This window comes from Paraburkholderia sp. BR10937, assembly GCF_040965695.1.
In the GTDB taxonomy this organism is placed as follows: domain Bacteria; phylum Pseudomonadota; class Gammaproteobacteria; order Burkholderiales; family Burkholderiaceae; genus Paraburkholderia.
This window is the reverse complement of the sequence record NZ_JBFRCL010000011.1, coordinates 20,830-33,252: the sequence shown is the minus strand read 5'-3', so window position 1 is coordinate 33,252 and position 12,423 is coordinate 20,830. Positions and strand designations below refer to the sequence as shown.

General features: G+C 66.6%; 13 protein-coding genes. 11 read left to right on the top strand and 2 right to left on the bottom strand.

All coding sequences use genetic code 11. From position 1 onward, the window contains the following. Positions 1-9 precede the first annotated feature (9 nt). Positions 10-621: a glutathione S-transferase C-terminal domain-containing protein gene (locus AB4Y44_RS11570; RefSeq protein ID WP_069268450.1), complete on the bottom strand. Its 612-nt coding sequence runs from the start codon at positions 619-621 to the stop codon at positions 10-12. Positions 622-892: 271 nt separating this feature from the next. Between AB4Y44_RS11570 and AB4Y44_RS11565 the strand changes: the two genes are divergently transcribed. From AB4Y44_RS11565 to AB4Y44_RS11515, 11 genes are all read left to right on the top strand, one after another. Beyond that, the gene (locus AB4Y44_RS11565) at positions 893-2,326 is read left to right on the top strand and encodes an aminopeptidase P N-terminal domain-containing protein (RefSeq protein WP_368699665.1); all 1,434 of its coding nucleotides are present in this window, start codon (positions 893-895) and stop codon (positions 2,324-2,326) included. 52 nt (positions 2,327-2,378) lie between these two features. Then, a complete protein-coding gene (locus AB4Y44_RS11560; RefSeq protein WP_368699593.1) occupies positions 2,379-3,668 on the top strand; it encodes a UbiH/UbiF/VisC/COQ6 family ubiquinone biosynthesis hydroxylase in 1,290 nt (429 codons plus the stop codon). 89 nt (positions 3,669-3,757) lie between these two features. After that, positions 3,758-4,000, top strand: coding sequence for an antitoxin (locus AB4Y44_RS11555; RefSeq protein WP_368699592.1), 243 nt, complete (start codon positions 3,758-3,760; stop codon positions 3,998-4,000). Continuing rightward, entirely contained in the window at positions 3,997-4,395 is a 399-nt protein-coding gene (locus AB4Y44_RS11550; RefSeq protein WP_342919356.1) for a type II toxin-antitoxin system VapC family toxin, read from the top strand. Before AB4Y44_RS11555 ends, AB4Y44_RS11550 begins: the two co-directional genes overlap by 4 nt. Positions 4,396-4,625: 230 nt before the next feature. Next, a complete protein-coding gene (dusB, locus tag AB4Y44_RS11545; protein ID WP_368699591.1) occupies positions 4,626-5,693 on the top strand; it encodes a tRNA dihydrouridine synthase DusB in 1,068 nt (355 codons plus the stop codon). Continuing rightward, positions 5,690-5,923, top strand: a complete 234-nt coding sequence (locus AB4Y44_RS11540; RefSeq protein WP_028216158.1) for a Fis family transcriptional regulator — start codon at positions 5,690-5,692, stop codon at positions 5,921-5,923. Before dusB ends, AB4Y44_RS11540 begins: the two co-directional genes overlap by 4 nt. Before the next feature lie 70 nt (positions 5,924-5,993). Beyond that, a complete protein-coding gene (gene purH / locus AB4Y44_RS11535) occupies positions 5,994-7,559 on the top strand; it encodes a bifunctional phosphoribosylaminoimidazolecarboxamide formyltransferase/IMP cyclohydrolase (protein ID WP_368699590.1) in 1,566 nt (521 codons plus the stop codon). A gap of 181 nt (positions 7,560-7,740) precedes the next feature. After that, the gene (ruvC, locus tag AB4Y44_RS11530) at positions 7,741-8,283 is read left to right on the top strand and encodes a crossover junction endodeoxyribonuclease RuvC (protein WP_028201962.1); all 543 of its coding nucleotides are present in this window, start codon (positions 7,741-7,743) and stop codon (positions 8,281-8,283) included. Between the two features lie 107 nt (positions 8,284-8,390). Then, a complete protein-coding gene (gene ruvA / locus AB4Y44_RS11525; RefSeq protein WP_324148928.1) occupies positions 8,391-8,972 on the top strand; it encodes a Holliday junction branch migration protein RuvA in 582 nt (193 codons plus the stop codon). A gap of 96 nt (positions 8,973-9,068) precedes the next feature. Beyond that, positions 9,069-10,145, top strand: a complete 1,077-nt coding sequence (gene ruvB / locus AB4Y44_RS11520) for a Holliday junction branch migration DNA helicase RuvB (RefSeq protein ID WP_342919359.1) — start codon at positions 9,069-9,071, stop codon at positions 10,143-10,145. 37 nt (positions 10,146-10,182) lie between these two features. Next, on the top strand, positions 10,183-11,127 hold the full coding sequence (locus AB4Y44_RS11515; protein ID WP_368699589.1) for an oxygenase MpaB family protein: 945 nt from the start codon (positions 10,183-10,185) through the stop codon (positions 11,125-11,127). 89 nt (positions 11,128-11,216) lie between these two features. Here the strand turns inward: AB4Y44_RS11515 and AB4Y44_RS11510 are convergent, their stop codons facing one another. Beyond that, positions 11,217-12,368 (bottom strand): branched-chain amino acid ABC transporter substrate-binding protein, encoded by a 1,152-nt coding sequence (locus tag AB4Y44_RS11510; protein WP_368699588.1) that lies wholly within the window; start codon positions 12,366-12,368, stop codon positions 11,217-11,219. Between the last annotated feature and the right edge of the window lie 55 nt (positions 12,369-12,423).

Genomic DNA, 12,423 nt, shown 5'->3' with positions numbered 1-12,423 from the left:
GACTGGACGTCAGCCTTGCGGCACCGTGTCGACGAACGACTGACGCTGCGAGAGCTTCTCGAAGTGGCGCGCGAGATTCGGATGCGCCTCGCGCCAGTTCAGTTCCGGCATACGGAAGTCGAGATAGCCGAGCGCGCAGCCCACGGCGATATCCGCGATCGTGTAGCGGTTGCCCGCACACCACGGGTTGCCGTCGAGCCCCTTGGCCATCGCGGCGAGGCTTTCGTGGATCTTGCGCTCCTGGCGCTTCACCCACGCCTCGTTGCGCTGCTCCGGCGTGCGCTGCGTGCCTTCAAGACGGATCAGCACGGTCGCGTCGAGCATGCCGTCGGCGAGCGCCTCCCAGCAACGCACTTCGATACGCTCGCGTCCTGCGGGCGGAATGAGCTTGGCCACGGGCGAGAGCATGTCGACGTACTCGCAGATCACGCGCGAGTCGAACACGGCCTCGCCGTCGTCCATCACGAGACACGGGACCTTGCCGAGCGGGTTGAAATCGTGAATCGCCGTTTCCTCGCCCCACACGTTTTCGAGCACCAGCTTGTAGTCGATTTTCTTTTCGGCGAGCGTGATCCGCGCCTTGCGGACATACGGGCTGCCGAGCGAACCGATGAGTTTCATACCACCTGCCTTTTCTGGAATCCGGCCGAAGTATACGTTGGATTGGCCATTTTCTGACGCGCCGCCTGTTGCAGTGCAGGATTTTTCCTACAAATAATGTCAGCAAGAGACAACACGCGGCTACAGCGGCGCGCGGGTAGGGTCACCGCGAGCCAGCGCGTCCGTTTGTAGCCAGCGCTACAATCTCACGATGGACTCGACCCTCAAGCAAAGCGCCCCGGCCGCCTCGAGCGAAGCCAACCCTTCGGCCAGCGTGGCCGACGCCGCCGACATGCAGCGCGGCCCCGACGGCGGCGCGGCGCTCTATCGCGCGCGCCGCGAGCGTGTGCTTGCGGCGCTGCGTGCGCAAGGCGGCGGTGTTGCGCTCGTGCCGACCGCGCCCGAAGCGCTGCGCAATCGCGACGCGGACTATCCTTATCGGCACGACAGCTACTTCTACTACCTCACCGGCTTCACGGAGCCCGAGGCGCTGCTCGTGCTCGATGCGAACGCGGGCGAGAATCAGCCCGCCGCGATCCTGTTCTGCCGCGCGAAGAACGTCGAGCGCGAAACGTGGGAAGGCTTCCGCTTCGGTCCGGACGCCGCGCGCGAAGCGTTTGGCTTCGACGCCGCGTTTCCTGCCGACGAACTCGATGCGCGCATCCCGCAGTTCATCGCCAACCGTCCGGCGCTGCACTACGCGCTCGCGGCCTCCGACCGCTTCGATGCGCAGGTGAAGCGCTGGATCGACGCGGTGCGCGCGCAGGGACGCAGCGGCGTCACAGCGCCGGCTGCCGCGTACGACCTGCTGCCGCTGCTCGACGACATGCGCGTGTTCAAGGATGCGCACGAACTCGACACGATGCGCCGCGCCGCGAAAATCTCGGCGCTCGCGCACGTTCGCGCGATGCAGACGTGCCGGCCCGGCATGCGCGAATACGAGATCGAGGCGGAGCTGCTCTACACGTTCCGCAAGCACGGCGCCCAGGCGCCCGCCTACGGCTCGATCGTCGCGGCAGGCGCGAACGCGTGCGTGCTGCACTACCCCGCGGGCAACGCGGTGGCACGCGAGGGCGACCTCGTGCTGATCGACGCCGCGTGCGAGCTGAACGGCTATGCCTCTGACATCACCCGCACGTTCCCCGCGAGCGGCCGATTCACGAGCGCGCAACGCGAGCTGTACGACATCGTGCTCGCCGCGCAGCAGGCCGCTATCGACGCCACGCGCGCCGGCGTGAATTTCGAGGCGCCGCACGACGCCGCGGTGCGCGTGCTCGCGCAGGGGCTGCTCGATACCGGCATCATCGACCGGCAGCGCTTTGCGAGCGTCGACGACGTGATCGCCGAGCGTGCCTACGCGCGCTTCTATATGCATCGCACGGGGCACTGGCTCGGCATGGATGTGCACGACGCGGGCGACTATCGCGAACGGGGCGAGCGGGGCGAGCGGGGCGAACGGGGCGAACGCGACGTTGCCGCAAGCGCCGACAAGCCCGCCGCCCCGCCGCCGTGGCGCACGCTGCGCGCCGGCATGACGCTCACGATCGAGCCGGGTCTCTACATCCGCGCGGCCGAGGACGTGCCCGAGCGCTACTGGGACATCGGCATCCGTATCGAGGACGACGCCATCGTCACCGAAACGGGCTGCGAGTTGATCACTCGCGGCGTGCCCGTTGCCGCCGACGAAATCGAAGCGCTCATGCAGGACGCACAACGCGGCGCCTGACGCAGACGGCAGACGCAAACGCGAAGACTCCACACGAAGCGAAACAGACGACATGAACGCAGTTTCCGGCAGCGCGAACGATATTCCCACCGGCGCGAACGCGCCCGCCCATTTCGACCACGACGTGACGATCGTCGGCGCGGGGCCGGTGGGTCTCGCGCTCGCGGGTTGGCTCGCGCGGCGCAGCGCCACGCAAGGGCTCTCGATTGCGCTGATCGACGCGCGCGAACCCGAGGACAGCTCTGGCGACCCGCGCGCCATCGCCGTTTCGCAGGGCAGCCGCACGCTGCTCGAAGCGCTCGCGTGGCCGCACGACGCCACGCCCATCGAGCGCATTCATGTTTCGCAGCGCGGCCATTTCGGACGCACGCTGATCGACCGCCACGACTACGACCTGCCCGCGCTCGGCTACGTGGCGCGCTACGGCGCGATCGTGCAGGCGCTCGCGCAGGCCGTGCGCGCCACGCAGGTGCACTGGCTGCATCACACGCAGGCACACGATCCCGTCGTGGAGAACGATGGCGTGACGCTGCCGGTCGTGAGCGCGGGCGTCGAGCGGCATCTGCGCACGCGCATCCTCGTGAACGCCGAAGGCGGGCTGTATCGCACGCCGCCGCCACGCGACGCGCGAGACGATAGCGACGAAGGCGACGAAGCCGATGCCAAGGTCGCACCGCCGGCCGCCGAAACCAAACGCACGCGCGACTACGGGCAAACGGCGCTGGTCGGCGTGGTGACGCTCGCCGTCCCGCAGCCGCACGTCGCGTGGGAGCGCTTCACGAGCGAAGGCCCGATCGCGCTCCTGCCGATGGGCGGCGTGCGCGGTGCGGATTACGCGCTGGTGTGGTGCTGCTCCCCAGCCCAGGCCGAGCGCCGCGCGCAGCTTTCAGACGCCGATTTCCTCGCCGAACTCGGCGTGGCGTTCGGCGCGCGCATGGGCCGCTTCACGCAGATTCACGGCCGTGCGGCCTTTCCGCTCGGCCTGAACGCGCTCGACGCCCTCGTTTGCGGCCACGGCCGCATCGCGGCGGTCGGCAACGCCGCGCAGACACTGCATCCGGTGGCGGGCCAGGGCCTCAATCTCGGTCTGCGCGACGCCCACGCTCTCGCCGATTCGCTCGCGCAGCACGGCGCCGCGCCGCGCGCGCTCGCCGAGTTCGCGGGCCGCCGCGCGTTCGACCGGCGCATGACGATCGGCGCGACGGACACGCTCGCACGCCTGTTCACCGTCGATTTCGGTCCGCTCGCCACGCTGCGCGGGCTCGCGCTCACGGCGCTCGAATTCGTTCCGCCTGTGAAGACGGCGCTTGCGCGGCAGATGATGTTCGGGCAGCGGAGTTGATCCAGTCGACAAGCGGAATCGATTCGGCAATTCGCCTTCGCCATTCACGCTACAATAGATACAAATTGTAGATACAAGCGGAGGCGCCAATGGACATCGCGAAGATTTTCAAGCACGGCGGGTCGCAGGCTGTCAGGCTCCCCAAGGATTTCCGCTTCGAGACGGCGGAAGTGCGCATACGCCGTCACGGCGCGGCCGTGATACTCGAGCCAGTACCGCAGGACTGGACCTGGCTCACTCCGCTGATCGGCCCGATCGATGCCGACTTCGAGGCAGCCGCCACCACGCAACCGGCAGAACAGGTGCGGCCCGACCTGGACTTGTTCGAATGAAGTACCTGCTGGACACGAATGCCGTCATCGCAATCCTCAAGGGGGATCCGGCTGTGATCGGGCGCTTGCGCGCACACCTGCCGGGCGATTTCGGACTCCCTTCGATCGTCGTGCACGAACTTTATTACGGCGCCTATAAAAGCCAGCGAGCAGCCGAAAATCTGGCTCGTGTCGAAGCGCTGCAATTCGAGGTCATACCGTTCGACACGGAAGACGCGCAGCACGCCGGCGAACTCCGTGCACAACTTGCGGCCGCCGGTACGCCAATCGGTCCGTATGACGCACTGATCGCCGGACAGGCGCGCGCTCGTGGGTTGGTGCTCGTCACACACAATGTGCGCGAATTTGCACGCGTGCAACAGTTGCAAGTCGAAGACTGGCAGGCTGATGCCTGAAGTTGGCAGCTGCAAGGCGTGACTCGCCATAATTAGGGGTCGAATAACATTTTTCCGCAACGTCGCCCCACCTGCCAGACAGACAGTCCGCGACAAGACCAGGGTCCGCGCAGCGCGACCTCGCATCCCGCTTACGCTAAAATACGCGTTTCCCCTTTTTCAAATTCACGCCGATCGCCGCGCCGGCCGGATTGCCATCCGGGTCGCGGCACCGGCCTCGCCCGCGCGTCATGTTCACTATCGGCCGTCACACCTTGCGTAATAACCTGTTCGTCGCCCCCATGGCGGGTGTCACGGACCGGCCGTTCCGCCAGCTGTGCAAGCGCCTCGGCGCGGGCTATGCGGTCTCCGAAATGGTCGCCTCCAACGCGCAGCTCTGGAAGAGCGAAAAGACCATGCGCCGCGCCAATCACGCGGGCGAAGTGGAACCCATCTCCGTGCAGATCGCCGGGGCCGATCCGGAAATGATGGCCGAGGCCGCGCGCTACAACGTCGCGAACGGCGCGCAGATCATCGACATCAACATGGGCTGCCCGGCCAAGAAAGTCTGCAACGTTGCGGCCGGCTCGGCGCTCTTGCAGAACGAACCGCTCGTCGCACGCATCGTCAGGGCCGTGGTCGACGCCGTGGGCGTGGGCCCCGACGCCGTGCCCGTCACGCTCAAGATCCGCACGGGCTGGGACCGCGACAACCGCAACGCGCTCACCATCGCGCGCATTGCCGAGGAAAGCGGCATTGCCATGCTCACCGTGCACGGCCGCACGCGCGCCGATCTCTATCACGGTGAAGCGGAGTACGAAACGATTGCCGCGGTGAAGGCCGCCGCGCGCATTCCGGTGGTCGCGAACGGCGACATTACGTCGCCGCAAAAGGCGCGCGAGGTCCTCGCGCTCACGGGCGCCGACGCCATCATGATCGGCCGCGCGGCGCAGGGGCGCCCGTGGCTGTTCCGCGAAATCGGGCATTTCCTGGCGAACGGCGAGCTGCTGCCGCCGCCGCGCGTGGACGAAATCCAGTCGATCATGAACGAGCATCTGGAGGACCACTACGCGTTTTATGGGGAATTTACGGGCGTGCGTACTGCGCGCAAGCATATCGGCTGGTACACTCGCGGCCTTTGTGGCGCCAATACGTTCCGGCATCGCATGAATACGCTGGACACCACGCGCGAGCAGCTCGTCGCCGTCAACCAGTTCTTCGACGAACAGAAGGCGCGCTCCGAGCGCCTCGTCTACGTCGACGACGAGAACAACGACAGCGACGGCAGCGACGAATCAACCGATCGACTGGCAGCATGAGCAAGCACAACATCGAACAATCCGTCCGCGAGAGCCTTGGCATCTACTTCCAGGACCTCGACGGCAGCAATCCGCACGACGTCTACGAAATGGTGATGGCGTGCGTCGAAAAACCGATGCTCGAGGTGGTGCTCGAGCAGGCAGGCGGCAATCAGTCGCTCGCCGCCGAGTATCTCGGCATCAACCGCAACACGCTGCGCAAGAAGCTCCAGCAGCACGGCCTGCTGTAACGCCGCTGCGTTTTACTGGACCTTCGGCGCGGACCCCTCGATCTCTCGGCAATCTACCTCGTTACCCATCATGATCAGGCAAGCGCTCATCTCCGTTTCCGATAAGGCCGGCATCGTCGACTTCGCGAAGTCGCTGTCGGACCTCGGCGTCAAGATCCTCTCGACCGGCGGCACCGCGAAACTGCTCGCGGACGCGGGCCTTTCCGTCACCGAAGTGGCCGACTACACGGGCTTTCCGGAAATGCTCGATGGGCGCGTGAAAACGCTGCACCCGAAGGTGCACGGCGGCATCCTCGCGCGCCGCGACCTGCCCGAGCACATGGCCGCGCTCGAAAAGCACGACATCCCGACGATCGACCTGCTGGTCGTGAACCTCTATCCGTTCGTCCAGACGATCTCGAAGGAAGAGTGCTCGCTGGAAGACGCGATCGAGAACATCGATATCGGCGGCCCGACCATGCTGCGCTCGGCGGCGAAGAACCATCGCGACGTGACCGTGGTGGTCGACCCGGCCGACTACGCGAAGGTGCTGGAAGAAATGCGCGCGAACGGCAACACCGTGAGCTACGCCACGAACTTCCGCCTCGCGACCAAGGTGTTCTCGCACACGGCGCAGTACGACGGTGCGATCACGAACTACCTCACGAGCCTCACCGAAGCGCTCGAGCACAAGTCGCGCAACACCTACCCGGCCGTGCTGAACCTCGCGTTCGACAAGGTCCAGGACCTGCGCTATGGCGAAAACCCGCACCAGAGCGCCGCGTTCTACCGCGACCTCACGACGCCCGCCGGCGCGCTCGCGAACTACACGCAGCTGCAGGGCAAGGAACTCTCGTACAACAACATCGCCGATTCGGACGCGGCATGGGAATGCGTGAAGACGTTCGACGCCCCGGCCTGCGTGATCATCAAGCACGCGAATCCGTGCGGCGTGGCGATCGGCGCGAACGCGCTCGAAGCCTACTCGAAGGCGTTCCAGACCGACCCGACCTCGGCGTTCGGCGGCATCATCGCGTTCAACCGCGAAGTGGACGAAGCCGCGGCTCAGGCCGTGGCCAGGCAGTTCGTCGAAGTGCTGATCGCGCCGTCGTTCTCGGAAGCCGCGAAGGCCGTGTTCGCCGCGAAGCAGAACGTGCGTCTGCTCGAGATCGCGCTGGGCGATGGCCATAACGCATTCGACCTCAAGCGCGTGGGCGGCGGCCTGCTCGTGCAATCGCTCGACGCAAAGAACGTGCAGCCGCACGAACTACGCGTGGTGACGAAGCGCCACCCCACGCCGAAGGAAATGGACGACCTGCTGTTCGCATGGCGCGTCGCGAAGTTCGTGAAGTCGAACGCCATCGTGTTCTGCGCGAACGGCATGACGATGGGCGTGGGCGCGGGCCAGATGAGCCGCGTGGACTCGGCGCGCATCGCCAGCATCAAGGCCGAGAACGCGGGCCTCAAGCTTGCCGGCACGGCAGTGGCGTCGGACGCGTTCTTCCCGTTCCGCGACGGCCTCGACGTGGTGGTGAACGCGGGCGCGACCTGCGTGATCCAGCCGGGCGGCTCGATGCGCGACGACGAAGTGATCGCCGCCGCCGACGAGCACAACATCGCGATGGTGATGACGGGCATCCGCCACTTCCGTCACTGATCTTCGCCGCCCTGGTTGTGTGCGGCGCGTGACCTCGCGCCGCTTGTGCAAAGCCCGCCGGACTCGCGTCTCGCGGGCTTTTTCTTTGCGCGGCGCGCCTGGTGCGCTTGCGCCTTCAAGGCTCGCGGCATCTGTGCCGTTCGTTGTACCATCGCAGGCACATCCGTCTTTCCCGCATTTCATGAGAATTCTCGGCATCGACCCCGGCTTGCGCGTCACGGGCTTCGGCGTGATCGAACGTCATGGCCATCAGCTCACGTACGTCGCCAGCGGCGTCATCCGCACCGCCGATGCCGATCTGCCCACGCGCCTCGGCACCATCTTCGAGGGCGTTTCCACGCTGATCCGCCAGCACGCGCCCGACCAGGCCGCGATCGAAAAGGTCTTCGTCAACGTCAATCCGCAGTCGACCCTCCTGCTCGGCCAGGCGCGCGGTGCAGCGATTTGCGGGCTGGTCTCAGGCGGCGTGCCGGTGGCCGAGTACACCGCGCTGCAGCTCAAGCAGGCCGTGGTGGGCTACGGACGCGCGACCAAGGAGCAGATGCAGCAGATGGTCGTGCGCCTGCTCGCCCTCACGGGCACGCCCGGCACCGACGCCGCCGACGCGCTCGGCATGGCGATCTGCCACGCACACGGCGGCGATGCACTTGCCACGCTCGGCGGGCTTGCGCCTGCGCTCGCGAAAAAGGGCATGCGGGTACGCCGTGGACGGTTGATCGGCTGAATGCGTGGCCGATGCGCCTGGCCGGGCGCCGAACGTTCCGGCCGCGCGCGCCGTACTGCCCTGCCCTCCGCTACACTCTTGAGCTTTCCCTCATCACAGAACCCGCCATGATCGGTCGCATTGCCGGCGTATTGCTGGAAAAGAACCCGCCGCACCTGCTCATCGACTGCAACGGCGTCGGCTACGAAGTCGACGTGCCGATGAGCACGTTCTACAACCTGCCCGGCAACGGCGAAAAAATCGTGTTGCTCACGCAGATGATCGTGCGCGAAGACGCGCATCTGCTCTTCGGCTTCGGCACGCAGGAGGAACGCTCGACGTTTCGCGAGCTGCTCAAGATCAGCGGCATCGGCGCACGCATGGCGCTCGCCGTGCTCTCGGGCATGAGCGTGAATGACCTGGCGCAAGCGGTCACGCAACAGGATGCGGCGCGCCTCACGCGCGTGCCCGGCATCGGCAAGAAGACGGCCGAGCGCCTGCTGCTCGAACTCAAGGGCAAGCTCGGCGCGGACCTCGGCGCGATGGCCGCCGCCGCTTCGCCTTCCGACCACGCGAACGACATCCTCAACGCGTTGCTCGCGCTCGGCTATTCGGAGAAGGAAGGGCTGGCCGCGATCAAGAACGTGCCCGCCGGCACGGGCGTTTCGGAAGGCATCAAGCTCGCGCTCAAGGCGCTTTCCAAGGCCTGATCGCCCTCGCGCGCTGAGGCGGGCTGTTAGTTGCGGCGCCACCGTGGTGCCCGGGACGGCCCCGCCATCGCAGAGTCTGCGCGGTACAATCGCTGCATGATCGAAACCGACAAACTCGCCGCCAACCACGCCGGCGCCGACCGCGTGATCGCCGCCACGCCCGCCTCGTCGCATGAGGAAGCGTTCGAACGCGCGTTGCGCCCGCGCCAGCTCGACGAATATGTCGGCCAGGAAAAGGTGCGCGGCCAGCTCGAGATCTTCATCGAGGCTGCGAAGCGCCGTTCCGAACCGCTCGACCACGTGCTGTTGTTCGGCCCGCCGGGCCTCGGCAAGACCACGCTCGCGCACATCATTGCGCGCGAAATGGGGGTCAATCTGCGGCAGACGTCGGGCCCCGTGCTGGAGCGTGCGGGCGATCTCGCGGCGCTGCTCACCAATCTCGAAGCCAACGACGTGCTCTTTATCGACGAAATTCACCGGCTCTCGCCGGTCGTCGAGGAAATCCTGTATCCGGCGCTCGAGGACTACCAGATCGACATCATGATCGGCGAAGGGCCCGCCGCGCGCAGCGTGAAGCTCGACCTCCAGCCGTTCACGCTGGTGGGCGCGACCACGCGCGCGGGCATGCTCACGAACCCGCTGCGCGACCGCTTCGGCATCGTCTCGCGCCTCGAGTTCTACAACGCGGGCGAACTCTCGCGCATCGTGCAGCGCTCGGCTTCGCTGCTCGGCGCGCAGATCCACCCGGACGGCGCGCTCGAAATCGCGCGCCGCTCGCGCGGCACGCCGCGTATCGCCAACCGCCTGCTGCGCCGCGTGCGCGACTACGCGGAGGTGAAGGCAGACGGCGCGATCACCGCGAAGGTCGCCGACGCCGCGCTGCGCATGCTCGACGTCGATCCTGTCGGCTTCGACCTGATGGACCGCAAGCTGCTCGAAGCCATCCTGCACAAGTTCGACGGCGGTCCGGTGGGCGTGGACAACCTTGCCGCCGCCATCGGCGAGGAACGCGACACGATCGAGGACGTGCTCGAACCGTACCTGATCCAGCAGGGCTATCTGCAGCGCACGCCGCGCGGCCGTGTGGCCACGCAACTGAGCTACCGCCACTTCGGCCTCACGGTGCCGGACGACGCATCGACGGGCGGCGACTGGGAACCGGACGCGTCGTAGGGCGCGCCAGCCTCAACGCAGCGCGAGCGAGAGCACGATGTCCGACCACGCCGGCCTCCCTCCCAACGCGCCTGAACCGACCAGCCTTGCCGGTCAGCTCGCGCGCCGCCTGCGCATGACGCTCGCCGAAAACATCACGCATCTCACCACGGGCAGCGGCCCGAAACTCGATTACTCGAATCCGCCGGGCGACCCCGGCCTCTTCGGCCCCGACGCCGTTTGCTGGAAGGTCCATGCCGATTTCGCCGCAATGATGGCGGGCGGCGTCAGCGCGCTGCTGCTGCAGGCGCTGCATCCGCTTGCGCTCGCCGGTGTGTGGGACCATTCGACCTTTCGCATCGACATCCTCGGGCGGCTGCGGCGCACCGCGACCTTCATCGCCGGTACGACTTACGGCAGCCGCGCCGACGCGCTGGCGCTAATCGAACGCGTCAAGCGGATCCACCTCGCCGTGACGGGCACCGCACCCGATGGCCGTCCCTATCGCGCGAGCGATCCTGCGCTGCTCACCTGGGTGCACGTGGCCGAAGTCTCGAGCTTTCTCGGCGCGTATTTGCGCTTCGTGAATCCCGCGCTGCCCGGTGAGATGCAGGATCAGTACTATGCCGAAGTCGCGCGCATTGCCGAACTGCTCGGCGCTGCGAACGTGCCGCGCTCGCGCGCCGAAATCGCTGCGTATCTGCAGTCGATGCAGCCCGAACTCGTCGCGAGCGACCGCACGTTCGAAGTGGTGCGCGTGCTCATGGAAGCGCCCGCGCCGCGCCCTGGGATGCGCCCCGCCGGTGCGCTGATCAGGAACGCGGGCATCGACCTGTTGCCGCCCTTCGCGCAGCAGATGCTCGGCTTCGACTCGTTCGCCTTCGCGCGCCGCGCCATGGTGCAGCCCGGCATGCTCGCCGTCGCGCCGGTGTTGCGATGGGCGCTCGTCAACGGCGTCTCGAAACGCGCGCGGCGGCGGGCCGCGGCGCAACCCGCGAAATAAGCGCTGCGCCATAAAAAACGGCCAACCCGCTCGCGCAGGTTGGCCGTTTCAGGTGCGGCGCGCCGATGCGGCTGCGCGCGCCCGCGTGCTTACATCTTCACCACGTCGAGCAGCGTCTTCTTGCCTGCCTTGTAGTTGTAGAGCGAGATCACGCCGTGCTTGAGGTCGCCCTTCGAATCGAAGGTCGTCTCGCCAATCACACCCTTGTAGTCCGTGCCCGGGATCTGCGCGAGGATCTTCGCGTGGTCGGTGGAGTTCGCGCGCTTCATCGCGTCGACGACGATGTACACCGCGTCATACGTGAACGGCGCATCGAATTCGATCGGGTGACCGAAGCGCTTTTGGTACTTCGCCGCGAACGCCGCACCGCCGTTCATACGCTCGACCGCCATGCCGGCCTGCGAGCAGACGATATTGTCCGTCGCCGCACCCGCGAGTTCCGCGAGGCTTTCCGTGCAGACGCCGTCGCCCGACAGCACCTTCGCGCGCAAACCGAGCTGCCGGGCCTGCTTCGCGAACGGGCCGCCCGTGGCGTCCATGCCGCCGTACATGATGGCGTCGGGGTTCTCACCCTTGATCTTCGTGAGGATCGCGCGGAAATCGACGGCCTTGTCGTTGGTCGCGTCGTGCGAGAGCACCTTCATGCCAAGCGACTTCGCCGTCTTCTCGAACTCGTTCGCGAGGCCCTGGCCATAGGCGGTCGAGTCGTCGACCACGGCCACGGTCTTCACGTTCAGGCTCCTGGCCGCGTAATCGGCGAGCGCGGGGCCTTGCTGGGCGTCGGTCGCGACCACGCGGTACGTGGTCTTGAATCCCTGCTGCGTGTACGAAGGATTGGTCGACGACGGCGAGATCTGCACGATCCCGGCGTCGCTGTAGATCTTCGATGCCGGGATCGACGCGCCCGAGTTCAGATGACCGATCACGGCCACGACCTTGTCGTCTACGAGCTTCTGCGCGACCTGGGTGGCCTGGCGCGGGTCGGCGGCGTCGTCCTGGGCGTCGAGCGCGAGCGTGATCTTCTGGCCGTCGATCGTCAGGCCCCTGGCGTTGATTTCCTCGATGGCAAGGCGCGCGCCGTTCTCGTTGTCCTTGCCGAGGTGGGCTGAACCACCCGTGAGAGGACCGACGTGGCCGATCTTGACGACCTGGTCGGCCGACGCCGTATTGCTGGCCGACAGCGCTGCGAGCGCCATGACCGCTGCGCTCACCGGCAGCAGCTCGTGAAGCTTGAACGTCATTGAACTTTCTCCTGCGTGTTTTCTTGGAATACCCGTTCGAACCTTGGGCACGCGG